Below are 17,797 nucleotides of genomic sequence, written 5' to 3'. Positions count from 1 at the left end.
AGTCTGGCACTTCTTCCGAAGTGCAAGGACATGGTACTGCTTCGTTAATGGCATACCTAAGACAATAGAATATAAGTACAAGATTCCATTATTACTATTAAGGAGGCACAGAGTGGAGTATCCTTTAATGCACCCTCCATTTGAAATAAAGTCTTTTGAAGAAATGAAGAAAAAAGAAGCGCAGCAGCACTTCGAATGGTATATAAGTGAGATACCATCTCGCATACAGCTCAAAATGGGAACTGTTCGATCCAGCCCATATGATAAATGTCTTGAATTTTAAGTTACTAGAAGGCGATTCCGATATAAATGCCTTGTATAAACTATTCGAGAACGAAAAGAACCTTATAGAAGAAGAATCCTAATCATTTTGAATAGAGCAGACCGAGTTAAACCGGTCTGCTCTATGTTTATGTTTAAGTAAATAAACTGTAACTAAACTTGTACTTCTGAGTTCATAATTATTTATTTAGAAAAGAGGACATCCCAAGTATTGATAAGAGTTACTTTTGATATAATGCTAGTAAGAAGAAGTAGGAAGGAAAATGGATAATGTTTAATCAAATTGATGCTCTTCGAATAGAGGTCGATAAGAAACGCCCGATCGATCCAAAGCTTATGAATACCATTGCTCAAAAATTCCGTGAAGAGTGGACTTATCATACGAATGCAATTGAAGGCAATACATTTACTTACCGTGAAACGGCATTCTTCTTAAGAGAAGGACTGACGGTAAAAGGAAAATCATTAAGAGAACATCTAGAAATAATAAACCATGCAGAAGCTATAGATTACCTCAATGAGGCCATTAAACAGAGAGATTTAACCGAACGCATTATTAAAGACTTTCATGCCATTCTTTTTCAGGGAGTAAGGGATATCGACTTCTCTCCTGGAGACTACAAGAAGATGGATAATCACGTGCTCACTATGTCCGGAAATATTCATCAGTATACTCCTGCAGTACAAGTTCCGTATGAAATGGAACGTCTCATTGAATGGTACAATGGAAATTTAGATATGCATCCTGTCAAACTAGCAGCAGTACTGCACCATAAACTCGCTGCTATCCATCCATTTACCGATGGTAACGGTAGAGTCAGCCGGCTTGCTATGAATTTTATACTCCTTAAAAACGGGTATCCGCCTGCTATCATTCGTAATGAAAAGCGCGAAGATTACTATATCGCCTTGGAGCAAGCAGATAATAGAGACTTAGAGCCGATTATTGATCTAATTGCATCTGAAGTTAAGGCCAGCCTTGAACTGATGTTATCCGTTTAATAACATTTTCAGTGCGTTAGCTTTTCATGTGATCTGGATCCGCTGCTTCCATAAGAAAAGAAGATTCTCGAATTAGGAGGATTATCCTCGGAACCTCGGATGACCCAGAAGATCCTTCACTTCAATCCCCCTTTAGGACTCGGACCACCCGGGAACTCGTTTCTCTGGTGAGCGACCTAATCGCGAAGAGTGGGGCTTCCGCGACTGCATATACGTCTTCGATACGACGTCAGAAAGAAACGTGCGAGATCCTATTCAGCAACACGTTTATTCCAATCATCATCGACGAGCGCCTTCGTCAGATCGACAACGGTCCACAGTACACTGGTATGAACTGGGGGGATATAGGCGAAAGAGATTACCTTGCCTTCATCGACAAAACCTTTTCCCAAGGTGAGTCCTTCAGAGACTTCGCGCAAAGAGCTCGCGAGTTCCTGGATGAGAAGTTGAAGGAACATAAGGAGCACACGATCATCACGGTGGGATGGCGTCTGAGTCCCGCCATCTTCGCGCATGTCTGCTGTGGAGTCAGTTTGGAGAGAGCTATCACCGACAACGCTAACATCAGAGGCCCGTTTACTTATGGGTGATCCAACGGCGCGAATTGGCACGCATGGTTGCCGCAGCTGACGAAGGAGAACGAAACAATGAAAAAGTACATACTCTTCGATCATGATGGTGTTCTAGTTGATACTGAATTCTGGTATTTCAAAGCGGGAGAACGCGCTCTGGCTGACATTGGATTTACCTTGGATAAAGATCAATACCTCCGGGACATGACACAGTCATTGGGCACTTGGTCCCAAGCTAGGGCCGCAGGTATTGATGAACAGACTATCAGCAAGCAGCGTGAAATCCGCAACGCCTATTATCAGGAATATCTAAGAACAGAAGCCATAGAGATTGAAGGTGTAGTTGAAACTCTAGCCGAACTGTCAAAGTACGTCCGCATGGCCATCGTGACGACTGCAAAACGTGCGGATTTTCAACTTATTCATGAAAATCGCCAGATTACACCATTCATGGAATTCGTCCTTGTTCGCGAAGACTACGAGCGCACCAAGCCGCACCCGGAACCATACTTGACCGGCCTAAAGCGATTCGGAGCTACCGAAGAAGAGACCCTGGTTGTAGAGGATTCAAACAGAGGGTTGAACTCAGCCGTGGCGGCTGGTATCGACTGTGCGATTGTCCATAACGACTTCACAAAAACACATGACTTCTCACAGGCCAGCTATCGAATCAAGACTCTGATTGAACTAAAGAACATTATTTTGAATGTAACCTGAAAGAGAATTCGCCAGCGTTCCCGTACTCACTTTGTGAAGAACAGTGCAGACAGCGCGGACTCACGTTATGCCCGTGGAACGTAGAGCTTGGCTGCTTTGTACTACGGCATGTTTATCTTCGCCGAGATACTAAAGGCGATGCCAAGCGCTTCAGTTCAGTTAGATTTCGCTATCGAGCACATGGGTGAACACGTGGAGAAGTACAGTCAGAACAGCTGGCTGCTTTTCCACTCCTCGGTGGCAAAGTTGTCGTTCGAGGAACTCGTGGGAACAGAAGGTGGAGGGTATGGTTCACAGGGCTTTCAGGCTCAGGAAATCAACGCTTGTAAATGAAGTCGAAAAACGTATAGTAACCTCCTTCTACTCCTGAAACAGAAGGGAGCAGTTTGCCGGTCGGCAGCTCTCCTTTTTCATTTTTTCTTTAACGGGAAACGTTAATTCAATAAGAACGAGTAAGCAGCCGCTCAAAAGACCAGTTGCTTTTTCTTTAAGCTGACAGGCAATGCAGGAGTAAGCACTATCTTCTAAGCATCCATCATCTATCAGAAACAGCTCTTGAGTGGAGCAGTCGCTATGAGGGTAAGAGCAAGCTGAATAAACTTGCAGTTTAGACGATCATATCTCTCTTTGGTTCATAAATTTCATGACACAAGAGAGATATTTTTGTTGTGCAAATAGTTCCTGATTTTAGTGCTCTCACACCGGCCTCAACTTGTGATACAATAAACTGTCTATGAACTAGATCGAACGAGTTCGATCACCCGTTCTAATTTGGTCCATCTCGTAAGAGTGGATGAATTAGAACGATGGCATGATAGATTACAGGAGGATTCACATGAGCACAGGTTCCTTTATCGCTGTTGAGGGCCCGATCGGGGCTGGTAAAACGACGCTTTCCACGATGCTGTCGCAGGAGCTGAATATTCCGCTGCTGAAAGAGATCGTGGAGGAGAATCCGTTTCTCGGCAAGTTCTATGACAATATTGAGGAGTGGAGCTTTCAGCTGGAGATGTTTTTCTTATGCAATCGTTATAAACAGCTGGAAGATACGACAACGAAATATATCCAGCATGGTCAGCAGGTCATTTCCGACTACCACATCTACAAAAATCTGATCTTTGCCAAGCGCACGCTCTCCGGCGTGAAATGGGAAAAGTATCGTCAAATTTATCACATTCTTACAGGCGATCTTCCGAAACCGGATTTGATTATATATATTAGGGCTGATCTTCAGACACTCTTGAAGCGTATCAAAATGCGGGGCCGTTCATTTGAGCAAAATATGGACACCGCCTATTTAGAGCAGCTTATCATCGACTATGATCATGCGATGGCATCTCTTGCTGAGAGTGAGCCTGATACCAAAATTATTACGATTGACGGGAATCAGATTGATTTTGTAACGCATCGCGAGCAATTTGACCTGATTGTGTCCGAAGTAAAGGAGTATATTCAATGAGTGAAATACAAATTCCGGGTAACGCCTTGATCACGGTTGCAGGTACAGTAGGTGTAGGCAAATCCACACTTACAGCTGCGCTTGCAGAGCGGCTCGGATTCAAGACATCTTTAGAGAAGGTTGACCATAATCCTTACCTGGAGAAGTTCTATCATGATTTTGAGAGATGGAGCTTCCATCTGCAAATATATTTTCTGGCTGAACGTTTCAAAGAGCAGAAAAGTATATTCGAAGCAGGGGGCGGGTATGTTCAAGACCGTTCCATCTATGAGGACACAGGAATATTTGCCCAGATGCATGCAGATAAAGGCACAATGAGCGAGACGGACTTTGAGACGTATTCTAGTCTGTTTGAGGCAATGGTAATGACACCGTATTTTCCTCATCCGGACATTCTCATCTATCTGGAGGGTAGTCTACCGTCCATATTAAGTCGAATTAAAGAGCGTGGTCGGGAGATGGAAATTCAGACCGATCCTGCGTATTGGGAAGAGATGCATGAGCGCTATGCCAAATGGATTGACGGCTTTACCGCTTGTCCGGTACTTAAGCTGAACATTGACGAATACGATGTGCATGATCCGGCTTCCTTGGACAGTATTCTGAAAGAAGTGGAGCAAAAGATCCTAATCTCCAGAAGCAAGCAGCAATAGGTTATTCACGATACTTTGAATATAGGTAAGCGAACTTGCGCACTACTAAATATATAATAAAAAGAAGGCGGCTTATGCCGTCTTTTTGTTAATAATTTATTACTTTTAAGGATTATTTGTGAAATAGATCAGATCTATAAATAGGTCTGTAGGCTTATAAGTTGATTTTCCTAATATTTTTATGTATACGGATGTTCATCTATCTTGTATAATATCAAAAAATTAGAAAAAAGAGTCTTAATATAGTAAGGCTTTCTCAAGAGAGAGGGAGGTCATCATGGTACCAAAACAGACGAATCAGTTGGATACACCAGGTACAAAGGAGCGATTTTCTTCAACCGGCTTTATTTTAGCAGCAATCGGAAGTGCAGTAGGGCTTGGGAATATGTGGAAGTTCCCTTATATTACTGGCCAGTATGGCGGCGGAGCCTTCTTCCTGCTCTTTATTGCCTGCTTGCTCATTGTAGGATTGCCTGTATTGCTTGCTGAACTTGCAATTGGACGTGCAGGACGCGGCAGCGCATCCTCTTCCTTTGTCAAAGCTGGGGGAGGAAAAATTTGGGGTGTATTCGGGCTGTTATCCGTTATTGCTCCATTCGTCATTATGACATTCTATTCGCTCGTGGCAGGCTGGACGCTCCACTATGCTGTGCTATCCTTCAGTGGACAACTGTTTAACGACACCGATTTTGGTGGACAATTTAGTTCCTTCACGGGTGGTTATATGCCGATCGTATGGGGAGCGATCGTTGCTGTAATTACCAGCTTCGTAGTAGTCAAGGGAATCTCCGGCGGGATTGAGAAGTTCAACAAGATCCTTATTCCGGGTATGCTGGTTCTGCTCATTATCCTTATGATTCGTTCCATTACACTGCCGGGCGGTATGGAGGGGGTATCCTTCTTCCTGTCACCGGACTTCTCGAAGCTGACACCTGAATCAGCGCTTGTGGCGCTTGGACATGCCTTCTTCTCCCTGTCACTCGGGATGGGGACGATGATTACGTACGGTACTTTTGTCAACCGCAAGCAGTCACTCGGATCAGCAACAATGGCTGTCGGGGCAGGGGATATGCTCTATGCACTTATTGCAGGTCTGATCATTTTCCCAACGACATTTGCCTTTAATATTGCTCCCGATGCGGGACCAGGCCTCGTCTTTGTTGCACTGCCAGCTGCATTCTCGGCGATGCCGCTCGGCTGGTTGTTTGGGGGATTGTTCTTTGTCCTTCTAGGGATTGCGGCATTGACCTCTTTAGTATCCCTGCTTCAAGTTCCCGTTTCCTATGTGATGGAGAAATGGAACTTGCGCCGCAGCACTGCGGTATGGATCATGTCTGGTCTTGTGTTCCTGCTAAGCATACCTTCAGCTGTATCTATGGGACTGATGCCAGAGCTCCAAATTAACGGGATGCCGGTGTTCGATTTTGTTGATTTTGTAGCCTCCAACTGGTTCCTTCCACTCAGTGGACTTGTCGTTACCCTGTTCGCAGGATACTTCTGGAAGAACGTTGCTGAAGAAGCAGGGCTTACACAGAAATGGTTCCGTGTATGGCTGTTCATGCTTCGTTATATCGCACCTATTCTGGTGTTGTTCGTATTCCTGTACTCGGCCCAAATTATTAAATTGTAATACTTAAGCATACACATTCTTCAGGCAATACACTACGCATAACCTCTTTCGCTTTGGCGAAGGAGGTTTTTTATTGTATTATATTCGGATACATAGCCAATTTGTTAAAAATTACAATGTTAATATGCAGGAGGACAGAACAAATTTCGACAATCATTTGCCTACTCATCTGTTATATTTGTATGAAAGTTAATTTTGCAGAAATGTGCATCTATGCGCATCCAGAAGATTCAACAGAGAGGGGCTCAAACGTTGATGCGTTTGGAGAAAAAAGAAATATGGTTCATTTCCGTCATCCTGATGTTGATTATTGCCTTGATGATGATGTTGATTAATATATGGAGTTCGGAGCAGCAGAAGGCTGCTGAAGAGCAGAATCTGCCAGTAGAGCAGACCGAAGAAGGCTCAGGTATGGTATTAGAGTCTGTAGAAGAACAGGCAAAGCAAGAGGGAGGTGCTGGTGATCCTAACAGCGATGCCAACCTTAAATCCGTTAATCCATATTTTCCTGAAGATCTGCCCCTTCCTATTGAGAAGACAGAAGGTGTTCTTGGAGATCAATTCCCGCTGGACAAGATGTCAGTGAAGAGAATCAGTATTATGGTCAGCTTGGATAACGGGGTTAGAGGATACACGGTTTCGCCGCAGAGTTATCGTACTCTTGTACAGGGGCTGACAAGTCTCAATCTATCGACAGCGAAGACGGAGATCGATGCTTCGGCTCTCGCTTCCGACGTGTATATTCGCTTCAATCTCGATAATCAAATGTATTCTATTAAATATAATCTCGATACAAATACAGTAGAACTGAATGGTCAGTATTTCTATGCTTCTCGCAACCTGATGAGCTATCTTCATTTATTCTGCAGACCGAATACACTTCTCGGTATGCTCGGTGAAATGAGGGGGATGGATGTAAGTGCAGAGGATACCCCTGCGCCGCAGGAAGATGGGTCACTTGTCTATGACCAGGAACGGTTCAAGATCCAAGAGAAAAATTTTACGGAGTGGAGCCGTTATATCAGCAGTAGTGCCGATTATAAGGAAGCTTACCATTACTATTCTGTCGGTGATGACAGCATCAAGACCGTTCGTATCCATGAAGAAGCTGGAATTCTATCTACTCCTTCGACCATTCTGTTTACGAAGAACAACGTCTCATCCACAGATGGCATCAGCATAGGGATGAGTGAAAAGGAGGTGCACAGCTTGCTGGGCAGCCCTAATCTTATGCTGGGTAACAAGTGGATTTATACTATGGAGGATAACCGTAGGTTTAATTTATATTTTGCTGAAGAGAATCTAAGATATATAACGCTGACTAGCCAATGAAAGGGTATATAGGATATGTTCGATCCCACCATATTTGATAATTTAAAAGTAGCGCTCGAGAATGAGCTGTACGACCTGGACAACCTGGATAACGCCATCCAGATTACGAATCGAATCGATCGGCTGGAGATGTCGACGATGTCGCGTGTGTTCATGCTTCGGTTTGAACTGACAGGAGAGAGGCGGGTATCTGCCGAGATCGAGCTTACGGCATCCATGCAGGAGCTGGCTGCTGAGATACTGGAGCTGTCCGGTGAGAATCCTGGCTGTGTGCTGTGTCTGCGGTATATTGTGCAGATGAAGGATACTGACCTGTGCAGCGAGGTGGAGCGGATGATGGCAGAGATGTGGCCTGAGCAAAAGACCGTACAACAGATCAGCTATGTGTATGGCTTCGAATCGATGATGACAAATACTATTGAAGTTTATTTCAACCGCAAAATTAATGAAGATCATATGCGTGATCTGCCGGAATTGTTGCAGTATATGATGGAAGCAGCGAAGAGACTTGGGGAGATCATGGAGTTGCAGCAGTATTAATAGGATAGATTCACATCAAGGTGGGAAAGTACGTGACGTATGAGATCCCGCCTTTTTTGTACCATTTTACTTGAAAGGGATGATAAAACGGTCTGAATCCATGGGAAATTGTCTTGTTATGCTGATAAATTTTACAAGATTGCACACCATCTCGGCATTTCTCCACACATTTTACGCTTAGAATGTCCCTGACACTTGATCCAAAAGATGTAGATACAAACTACATATTATCAAGATAGGAGAGATTGCGAATGAGCAAAAGGACAAGACGTCCGCTGAAAGTATGGAGCTTGGTACTCGTAATAACAATCTTAGCGGGTCTTTGGAATCCATCCATGTATACGGCGTATGCATCCCCAGAGGGGAATCAGATCGTCATCAGTCAGGTCTATGGAGGGGGAGGCAACTCAGGTGCAACCTATACGCATGACTTCATCGAGCTCTATAATCCGACGGGAGAAGCTGTAGATCTCACAGGGTATACCGTAAAGTATGCCAGCGCAACAGGCGATTTTGGGACAATCATTCCGACCGAGCTGAATGGAGCTATTCGTCCTTACTCGTATTATCTGATTCAGCAGGCCAAAGGAAACGGCGGGACAGCTGCTCTTCCGGCACCTGATCAGACAGGAGCCATTAACTTAAGCGGTACAAACGGCAAGGTAGGATTATTTCTTGGGGAAGAACTCGTAGATCTAATCGGCTATGGAAATGCCAATGAATACGAAGGTAGTACTGCTGCCCCAGTCCTGACCAATTCCACGGCAGCTGTTCGTCTGGCAGCACCCGGAGCAGATCCAGGCAGCAGGGGACTGGATACGGATAACAATGCAGAGGACTTCAGCGTAGCATCCCCAGATCCACGAAACTCCTCCTATGGTCAGCCTGAAACGAAGACCGCAGAGGTGACAGTGAGTCCCGAGCAAGGCGCTTATCCACAGGGAACCGAGATTCATTTGAGCTCGGCAACGGCAGGGGCTTCTGTATACGCAGATGTCTATGGTTCCGATGGAGTAAGCAGCGGCTACCAGCTGGTTAACGGTCCGATTCTGCTTAATGAACCCTTGACGATCCATACTTACGCTGAGAAGGATGGGCTGGAGCGTAGTGAAACCTCTATTTATTCCTACGATTTGCTTCCGCAAATGACCATCGCTGAGGCAAGACTTGCTGCACAAGGCGAGCAGGTCATGATCTCCGGTATCGTTACTCATGTGAATGGCAGCAAGATGTATGTGCAGGATGAGACGGCTGCCATCGTCTTGTATGGCTTCCCAAGCTTTGCACAAGCAGGAGATCGGGTCCGTGTCAGCGGCGTCATGGATATCTATAACAATCTGCAGGAGATAGCGCCTTCACAGGGGCTCCCTTATACCTTGGTAGAGAATAATGTGGGAGTGCCTTCCCCGGTGCAGGTGACAGGGGCAGATCTCGCTTCCGATTCAGGTGAGCAGCATGAGGCGAAGCTTGTATATTTGGAAAACGTGTATATACGCGAGAAGTCAGGCAGCAGCTGGATAGCTGAACAAGGCGGAAACGAATTTACGATTTATTCGAATCTTCCAGGATTAGCAGCCGGCAAGTCCTTTGATAAGATGATTGGTGTCATTGAGCAATACAGAGATGTCTATCAGCTTATACCGCTGAATGAACAGTCTTTGATTGAAGATCTATTGTCGGTTCATGCCAGCCCGGCAGAGGGTAAGATCGTTATTGGTCAGCAGGTTACTTTGTCTTCTCCAACAGCCGGTGCGGACATATATTACACCCTGGACGGCAGCGATCCGACGACATCAAGCACGCATTATGAAGCACCGATTACGATCCATGTCGATACAGTGATCAAAGTCATGGCTGTATCGGGCAGTGATACAAGTGAAGTATATACCTTCTCCTATGAGGCTACCGAACAGCCGCGCATTCATGATATCCAGGGAGCAGGGCATACCTCTCCTTATCTTGATCAGCATGTGAGTGATATTGAGGGTGTCGTTACACAATTGGGGTACCGATTCAGTGATGGAAGTTATCAAGGATTCTACATTCAGGATCTGGAGCCGGATGATGATCCGGATACTTCCGAGAGCATTTACGTGTATAGTACCAATCTCGACTTGAAGCCAGAGGTTGAAGATATTGTAACGATCAGCGGTACAGTGGCAGAGTATAACGAAGGAAGCAGCAGTAATTTAACGACAACACAAATTGTACCGACATCCATTATTAAAGTAGGAGAGACCGGGCTGCCTGCTCCAATCCTTCTTGGCAAGAACGGCCGGGTTATTCCTTCCGATGTGATTGATAATGACGGGTTTACGGTCTTTGATCCGGAAGAGGATGCAATCGACTTCTACGAATCGCTGGAAGGCATGAGGGTTGTATTACCGTCCCCAACTGTAATTAGTCCAACGTGGACAAGCAGTCAGATCGTGAATATTCCAACACGCATTGATAATGGAGAAGCGGAAGTCCTTACGCCGGCAGGCGGTCTTGTTCTGAAGCAGGAGGGTAATCTGAACCCACAGCGGCTTCTGATTGCTTCGATGGCTCTGAATCAAGATGTTCGTACAGGGAATCAGTTTGCAGGAGATGTAACGGGTGTGATTGGTTATAATGCAGGTAACTTCAAAGTGATGCCTGCCAAGGATGCATTGCCTGCACTTCTGCCTTCTTCTTATGGGCAAGAAACAACTGAAATTGTACCTGACGAGGATCAATTGATCGTAGCCAGTTATAATATTGAGAACTTCTATCCGGGTGTAGGCAGCAGCAAGATCACGAAGCTTGCAGCCTCCATCACTTCGAACATGAAGCTCCCAGATATTATTGGACTTGTAGAAGTACAGGATCATAACGGTCAGACAGATAATGGCATCGTTGAAGCGGACGACAGCTATCAGGTACTAATTGATGCAATCATCGCTAATGGCGGACCCGAATATGCATTTACGGATATTGCTCCGGTCAACAATGAAGACGGTGGAGCTCCAGGAGGAAATATTCGGGTAGGCTTTCTCTATAATCCTGAGCGTGTAACGTTAGCAGATAGTATAGAAGAGAGAAAGGGAAGCTCCACCGAGGCGGTGACGTATGATGCTAATCAGGATCAACTTAGTGTAAATCCCGGTCGAATCGAGCCTCAGCATGATGCTTTTCTGGAATCACGAAAGCCGCTTGCTGCCCAGTTTGAATTTAATGGGGAGAAGGTCATCGTTATCGCCAATCATTTCAATTCCAAATCAGGTGACAACGGCCCATTCGGAAATGTTCAGCCTCCGGTCCTGACTAGTGAAGCGCAGCGGCACGAAATTGCTGCGGTCGTGAACGGTTTTGTGAAGGACATCATACAGGGAAATGAAGCGTTAAATAAAGAAGCAAACGTCATTGTGCTAGGGGACTTGAATGATTTCCAGTTCACGGAGACGGCAGACATCCTGAGAGGAGACGAGCTGGATAATCTGATCGATACCTTGCCTGCCGGAGAACGGTACACCTACACGTATGATGGGAATTCACAGGTGCTTGATCATATTCTGGTGAGCAAAAATTTAACGGAGCACACACAGACTGACGTCATTCATTTGAATGCTGATTTTACAGAAGCAAGCGGAAGAGTGTCAGATCACGATCCCGTCATGGCCCAGATTGATATCTTGGCAGCGGGCAGTGAGGAAACGCCAGGGAATCCAGATCCGGGTACAGATCCAGGCACAGATTCGGGCAATCCGCCTAGCAGTGGAACGAACCCGCCTGTCGATAATCCAAAGCCCATCCAACCACCTGAGGCAGAACACGGAACGATAACGGTAGAAGGCGTGCTGAATACTACCAGTGAGATGAGGATTGCTGAGGGTGTGGTTACCGGAGAGCAAATTACATCAGCCTTATCCGGTATGCAGGATGGAGTGCTGCGGATTAAACTCGACATGGATGAGGACTATGATTCTGCGCAAATCTCGCTTGTGCCGGAAGCTGTGGAGCTGTTGCTCCAGCACAAAGCGAATCTGACAATTCAGATCAGCGTGTCCTTTGGCAGCTACGAGCTTCCAATAGAAGAGATTGACCTGTCTCAGATCAGAGCTGAGCTTGGAGCCGGAGCCGGGGAGTTTGAGCTGAGGTTCGCCTTAACGAAGGATCGGGCTGCCATCGAGCTGGCAAGTCTAAAGGGTTATTCTCCACTTGCCGCTGTCAATTATTCTGTAGCTGCATACTCAGCAGAGGGGCAGGTCTATGAATTGACCGAGTTTGATCAGTATATACGAAGAACCATAACGCTAACTTCTTATGAGCTCAGTAAATTAGAACACATGGCAGCTGTACGTGCTCAAGATGAAGTGAATGCGGACAGACTACATCCGGTGCCGTTCCAAATAAGCGGAAATGAAGCCGAGATATTCAGCCGTTCAAATAGTACCTATCTGCTGCTGGAGCATCATGTGACCTTTGGAGATATGAACGATCACTGGGCACGTTCTAATGTGGAGCAGCTGGCGGACAAGATGATTGTTTCCGGAACAGCTGCAGGAGTATACGACCCGAATACAGCAATTACTCGTGCTGAATATGCTGCACTGCTGGTTCGAGCACTAGGGTTAGCTGTTACACCGGAGGCTATGATCTACAGTGATGTACCGAATAGTGCATGGTATGCACATAGCATTCAGTCAGCAGCAAATGCAGGGCTGATAACAGGCTATTCGGACGGCACCTTTAGGCCAAATCAGCAAGTTACACGTGAAGAGATAGCCGCAATGACTTATCGTGCAATGCAGTTCGCAGCCTATGAACCGACAAGCTCTGATCGTTCATTAACCTACTTGGACAACGAAATGGTTCATGACTGGGCCAAGGAAGCAGTAGAAGAACTGAGCAGGCTCGGTGTATTATACGGCGATCGAACAGATCACTTCGACCCATCCAGATCAGCGACCAGAGCGGAAAGTGCTGCCGTAGTCAACCGGATGCTCGATCTTCTAGTCTATACTCAGAGTTAATTCATATCCATTACAATAAGGAAGAGGACAGTGCGGTTGTACTGTCCTTTTTCTAATGGGGCGGTTTATAATATACGGGATGAATATGGTGATATTTCAGATGATAAAAAGGGAGAGGCACTCCATTATGAACATTTCGATCCTGGATACGAAGCGCCGGGCGATAAGCTCCCTCCAAGGAACCTGGTGGCGTGTCCTCATACTGACCGTACTTATAGGAATTCTCACGCTCATCATCCCACTTATCTTTGACATCCGGAGCAGCGGTGGTTATGAACGATGGAAGGTGTGGGAGGAATCTGTCTTCGAATTTAATGATCTTAATCTTCTCTTGGGCATTGTTATCATCCCGCTCTTAACCTCCGTATTTTGGTTCTATCTGGATCTTGTTCGCAGTTATGATCCATGGCTGACGGAGCTATTCGAGGTATACAGGGATGGAGAGAAGGTATTGAAGCTCATATGGACTGCGATCACAGCTTGTTTTTTGCTGCTGATGTGGACCCTGCTACTCGTTGTTCCCGGCATCATTAAGCTGTTCTCCTACTCACAGACGCCTTATATCTTGCAGGATCACCCTGAATACTCGGCTCTACAGGCAATCACAGAGAGCAAAAGATTAATGGACGGATACAAGTGGAATTATTTAGTATTCCTGCTCAGCTTCCTTGGCTGGGGCGTTCTCACCGCAGCTTCGCTCGGTCTTGCCTGGCTGTTTGTGGGTCCATACTTTTCAGCTGCGCAAGCGGCCTTTTACGATGAGCTCAGGAGAATTAACAAGCAGCCCGCATCATAGCATAGCAAGTCAAAATACAATAAGCTGGTGCCCTCTCTCTATCTTCTTGAAGAGCAGCACCAGCTTTTTTATTTTATCCTCCTCAGTAGTTCCATTCCGATGTGGGTTGGATTGGTTGCGAAGGAGGATGTGCGCTTGTTAGACAGCACGACAACACCGATATCTTGTCCAGGAAGAAAGCCCATAAAGCTCATATAGCCATGTGTACCGCCATTATGCCAGATGAGGTTATCTTTGAGCTCGTGAAACCAGCCCAGTCCGACGCCAAACGTATCATTTTTTTGAAAATGTAATTGCTGGGTAATAGAATAAATGCTGCTCATTTCCTTGTCCGGGTGCAATCCCATATGAACGGATAGAAAAGTTAACAGATCGCTAATGCTAGAGCGGAACGCACCGGTGCCTGGGAAATCTTGAAGTACAAGCTCCGCTGCTCTGCGGCGGCCGGCATACCCAGGAACAAGCCTCTCCCGTGCTTCGGAAGGGAGATGGATTGCGGTGTCCGGCATTTGCAGTGGAATTGTAATTCCATCCTGCACGGCCAGTTCATAAGTTGTCTGCAGCTCTGTTGCTAGCACATGTCCCAGCAGTCCCATTCCAGCGTTGGAATATTGATATTTGGTACCGGCCTCCCTATCTGAAATATTGCGCAAATAGAACGCTGCTTCGGATAAGCTGAATGCAGAGTAGGGATCACGGTTATTCCTGGTATCGAATAAATTTTTTGTTTCCCTAAGGATGCTTCGTGACGGCAGACCCGAGGTATGTGTCGCAAGATGTTTGAATTTAACCGGTGAGTCGGGCGGGAGCAGGGGGACATATTGTCCAAGGGATTCCTCGATCGTCAGGAAGCCGTCGTAATGCAGCTGGGCCAATAGAGACGCCGTGAACAGCTTGGTAATTGAGCCGATTTCATAGATCAGTCTGCTATATTCGGACGTAGGATAGGGACTCAAATCACCGATTCCATATACGCGTCTTTCATTACGATAGACAGTGCCGATCACGAGCACGGCCTCTTTGTGCTTGGCATAGTAGCTTTCCAGACAAGAGTCTATGAAATTTTGAATGGTAAGTGATAGAAATGGACTCAAGTGGAGCATCGCTCCTTTGGATATATTAGGAATCGTTATAGTTAAGATTATTTTATTCTATTGTTACCTGGTTGTCATTCAAGTCGAGGCTATTTATTTTAACCTAAATAATAGAAAGAGAATCAATTGAAAGAAGTGACACCGTTTGAGAAGAGATCGAAGACAAGCAAGCCGTAGAACCGCATACCGTACAAATAGCAGATCCAATAGGAGTACAAATCGCAGAGCAAATCGTAAAATGAAGAGACTTTACCGCAGCTTAATCGCTTCATTTGTCATGGCGGGTGCGATTATACTGATTTGGAATTTTGGCAATATCGATACAAGCCTCTTCGGGCAGCATGAGGGCTTCCAGACCGAGATAGAACAACCAAGCCTGCTTGGGGGATTTACAGTAGTTAAGGCCGAGAAGAAGCTGCCTGTCATCTATAAAGGAAATGTAGAGAAGACAGCTTATATGACATTTGATGATGGGCCGAGTAAATATACGGGCGCTATTCTGGATGTCCTGCAGCAGCACGATGTGGAGGCGACGTTTTTTATGATCGGTTCTGAAATACATAAATGTCCGGACGCAGTGAAACGGATAACGGAGGAAGGACATTATCCGGGAATGCACACGATGAGTCATAATTATCATCATTTATATAAGAGCGGCGGCTCTGAGAATTTCCTGGATGAGGTGAATGAAGAGCAGCTTATAATTCAGGAGATCACAGGCTATTCTCCGGAGCTGGTACGTGCTCCTTTTGGAAGCTCACCACAGATTGGCGAGGATTTTCGTGAAGATATTGCAGATTCCGGCTACAAGCTGTGGGACTGGACGATTGACTCACTTGACTGGGATTTGCCGGGCAAGCCGAAGCAGATTATAAGGAATGTTAAGAAGGATGTGCACCGGGATGTGGAAGTTATTCTATTCCATGAGAAGGAGCAGACACTCGAAGCGCTGCCTGCGATCATTCAATATTTGAAGAGAAAGGGGTATAAGATTGAGGCTTACAATCCTGAGCAGCACTTTGTGATGAATTTTTCACACGATACAAGGCTATGAATATAGAGAGGAAGACAGGTATGGCAAAGAGTCGAATAAGAAAGCTCATTGTATTATTGGTGAGCATCACCGTATTGACGGCCTGCAGCAGGGAGGAAGCGGTGAATATTGTGAATGCAATAGAGACGACGGTACAAACCGAGAATCAGATGCATTCCGATCTGAACCAGCTTGCAGCGCTTGAAGAGGAGGATATGGTGCTCTATGAAGCGATTCTGGAACAAGGCAGAGAAGATAATGAAGAGCTCACAGAGCTATTGGACAACGCACAAATTCATGTGAAGGAGCGTGCGGACCTGCTCGATGCTTCCAAATCCATTATGGATGCTGCGAAGATCCAGAGCGAGCGCTGGGAAGAAGAACTGTCTGTCTTTAGAGACAGCAAGGTCAGCGAAGGGATGTCCCTTCAGGCGGAGGAGCTATGGGCAGACTATCAAGCTCGACAGCGTATTTTTGATCAGCTGTACACCCGATATGAATCGGCTCTCCAGACAGAAACCGAGCTGTACACTCTGCTGAAAGAGAAGGGAAGCCTTCTCTCGATCACTGAACTCAAAGCAAAGGTGGCTGAACGCAATCTCGTATTTGTCGAAGTGAATGAGATTAAGAATGAATTTAACGAGGCGACAAAGACGTTCAATAATAAGCACCAGGCTTTTGTAGCAGAGATCAAGGCATTGCTGTAAACTGGTAGAGTAGATCTTACAAAGAATGGAGAACGTTCGTGTTGAAGACATTCAAGAAGGTATATGTTGAAATCACTAGCATCTGTAATCTCGCCTGCAGCTTCTGTCCGCAGACAAGCCGTCAGGCCAAGTTTATGCATTTGGATACCTTTAATAATATTTTGGATCAGATTAAACCTCATACGAACCACATCTATTTGCATGTCAAAGGCGAGCCGCTGCTTCACCCGAAGCTCGATCAGCTGCTAGATGCTGCATATGCCAAGGGGTTCAAAGTGAACATGACGACAAATGGAACGCTGATCGAGAAGGCGAAGCATCGGATTATTGGGAAGCCTGCAGTAAGGCAGATGAATTTTTCGCTGCACAGCTTTGACGGTCATGAAGGGTCGACCAATCGGGAGGGGTATCTTGCTCATATTATTTCGTTTGTGCGAGAAGCGGTTAAGCAGGATATTATTGTATCCTTCCGGTTATGGAATTTGACGCAAGATAACATGACCAATCTAGAGAAGCAGCGTAATCGGGAAACTCTTGAAGTGTTGGAGAGAGAGTTCCAGCTGGACTTCAAGATTGAGGAGAAGGTGACGCCCGGCAGCGGGGTTAAGATTGCCCACAATATATACTTGAACCAGGATCATGAGTTTGAATGGCCGTCTCTAGCTGCCGAAGAGGATGATGGCAAAGGCTTCTGTCATGGGCTTAGAACACAAGCCGGAGTATTGGTAGATGGCACAGTTATCCCTTGCTGTCTGGACGGGGAAGGTGTCATTAATCTGGGAAATATCCACAGTACTCCTTTCTCCGAGATTGTGGAGGGTGAGCGAGCAAACAACCTGTTCTATGGCTTCTCACGGCGGGAAGCAGTGGAGGAGCTGTGCCGTAAGTGCGGGTATCGCAAAAGATTCGGTGCAGGTGCGTAAATCACCTAGTTATATAGGAAAGTACCCTCATTAATGAGCTACCTTTTAAATTATCTGTTGACT

15 protein-coding genes are annotated in these 17,797 nt (G+C 45.9%); 14 read left to right on the top strand and 1 reads right to left on the bottom strand.

Annotated elements, in window-relative coordinates; genetic code table 11:
* Positions 1-552 precede the first annotated feature (552 nt).
* The 11 genes from ACFQ3J_RS15285 to ACFQ3J_RS15235 all read left to right on the top strand — a co-directional run bounded on the left by ACFQ3J_RS15285 (position 553) and on the right by ACFQ3J_RS15235 (position 13,977).
* On the top strand, positions 553-1,284 hold the full coding sequence (locus ACFQ3J_RS15285; RefSeq protein ID WP_251582493.1) for a Fic family protein: 732 nt from the start codon (positions 553-555) through the stop codon (positions 1,282-1,284).
* A gap of 167 nt (positions 1,285-1,451) precedes the next feature.
* Positions 1,452-1,874, top strand: a complete 423-nt coding sequence (locus tag ACFQ3J_RS15280; RefSeq protein WP_379293136.1) for a histidine phosphatase family protein — start codon at positions 1,452-1,454, stop codon at positions 1,872-1,874.
* 57 nt (positions 1,875-1,931) lie between these two features.
* Positions 1,932-2,573 carry an HAD family hydrolase gene (locus ACFQ3J_RS15275; RefSeq protein ID WP_251582489.1) on the top strand — a complete coding sequence of 214 codons (642 nt, stop codon included), beginning with the start codon at positions 1,932-1,934 and terminating at the stop codon, positions 2,571-2,573.
* A gap of 87 nt (positions 2,574-2,660) precedes the next feature.
* On the top strand, positions 2,661-2,906 hold the full coding sequence (locus ACFQ3J_RS15270) for a hypothetical protein (protein ID WP_251582487.1): 246 nt from the start codon (positions 2,661-2,663) through the stop codon (positions 2,904-2,906).
* Positions 2,907-3,408: 502 nt separating this feature from the next.
* Positions 3,409-4,032, top strand: a complete 624-nt coding sequence (locus ACFQ3J_RS15265; protein ID WP_091160331.1) for a deoxynucleoside kinase — start codon at positions 3,409-3,411, stop codon at positions 4,030-4,032.
* Positions 4,029-4,685 carry a deoxynucleoside kinase gene (locus tag ACFQ3J_RS15260; RefSeq protein ID WP_091160329.1) on the top strand — a complete coding sequence of 219 codons (657 nt, stop codon included), beginning with the start codon at positions 4,029-4,031 and terminating at the stop codon, positions 4,683-4,685. The genes ACFQ3J_RS15265 and ACFQ3J_RS15260 overlap by 4 nt, the downstream gene beginning before the upstream one ends.
* A 277-nt stretch (positions 4,686-4,962) precedes the next feature.
* Positions 4,963-6,315 carry a sodium-dependent transporter gene (locus ACFQ3J_RS15255; protein ID WP_091160328.1) on the top strand — a complete coding sequence of 451 codons (1,353 nt, stop codon included), beginning with the start codon at positions 4,963-4,965 and terminating at the stop codon, positions 6,313-6,315.
* A gap of 255 nt (positions 6,316-6,570) precedes the next feature.
* Entirely contained in the window at positions 6,571-7,647 is a 1,077-nt protein-coding gene (locus ACFQ3J_RS15250) for a hypothetical protein (RefSeq protein ID WP_251582486.1), read from the top strand.
* Positions 7,648-7,662: 15 nt separating this feature from the next.
* Positions 7,663-8,187 (top strand): hypothetical protein, encoded by a 525-nt coding sequence (locus tag ACFQ3J_RS15245; protein ID WP_091160325.1) that lies wholly within the window; start codon positions 7,663-7,665, stop codon positions 8,185-8,187.
* Positions 8,188-8,438: 251 nt separating this feature from the next.
* Complete coding sequence (locus ACFQ3J_RS15240) at positions 8,439-13,181, top strand: S-layer homology domain-containing protein (RefSeq protein ID WP_251582485.1); 4,743 nt, start codon at positions 8,439-8,441, stop codon at positions 13,179-13,181.
* 127 nt (positions 13,182-13,308) lie between these two features.
* Positions 13,309-13,977, top strand: a complete 669-nt coding sequence (locus tag ACFQ3J_RS15235; RefSeq protein WP_251582484.1) for a DUF975 family protein — start codon at positions 13,309-13,311, stop codon at positions 13,975-13,977.
* Positions 13,978-14,045: 68 nt separating this feature from the next.
* Here ACFQ3J_RS15235 and ACFQ3J_RS15230 read toward each other — a convergent pair whose 3' ends face one another.
* Positions 14,046-15,071: a serine hydrolase domain-containing protein gene (locus tag ACFQ3J_RS15230; RefSeq protein ID WP_170862536.1), complete on the bottom strand. Its 1,026-nt coding sequence runs from the start codon at positions 15,069-15,071 to the stop codon at positions 14,046-14,048.
* Between the two features lie 145 nt (positions 15,072-15,216).
* On the opposite strand from ACFQ3J_RS15230, the gene ACFQ3J_RS15225 reads away from it, so the two are divergent.
* The 3 genes from ACFQ3J_RS15225 to ACFQ3J_RS15215 are packed head-to-tail and all read left to right on the top strand — an operon-like array spanning position 15,217 to position 17,734.
* The gene (locus tag ACFQ3J_RS15225) at positions 15,217-16,125 is read left to right on the top strand and encodes a polysaccharide deacetylase family protein (RefSeq protein WP_251582483.1); all 909 of its coding nucleotides are present in this window, start codon (positions 15,217-15,219) and stop codon (positions 16,123-16,125) included.
* Between the two features lie 20 nt (positions 16,126-16,145).
* On the top strand, positions 16,146-16,811 hold the full coding sequence (locus ACFQ3J_RS15220) for a YkyA family protein (protein ID WP_251582482.1): 666 nt from the start codon (positions 16,146-16,148) through the stop codon (positions 16,809-16,811).
* A 41-nt stretch (positions 16,812-16,852) separates the two neighbouring features.
* On the top strand, positions 16,853-17,734 hold the full coding sequence (locus tag ACFQ3J_RS15215; RefSeq protein WP_170862555.1) for a radical SAM/SPASM domain-containing protein: 882 nt from the start codon (positions 16,853-16,855) through the stop codon (positions 17,732-17,734).
* Positions 17,735-17,797 lie beyond the last annotated feature (63 nt).

Origin of the sequence: Paenibacillus provencensis, from assembly GCF_042678545.1 — a bacterium.
In the GTDB taxonomy this organism is placed as follows: Bacteria; Bacillota; Bacilli; order Paenibacillales; family Paenibacillaceae; genus Paenibacillus; species Paenibacillus provencensis.
The sequence above is the reverse complement of the archived record's forward strand: the minus strand, read 5'-3'. Positions and strand labels throughout refer to the sequence as shown.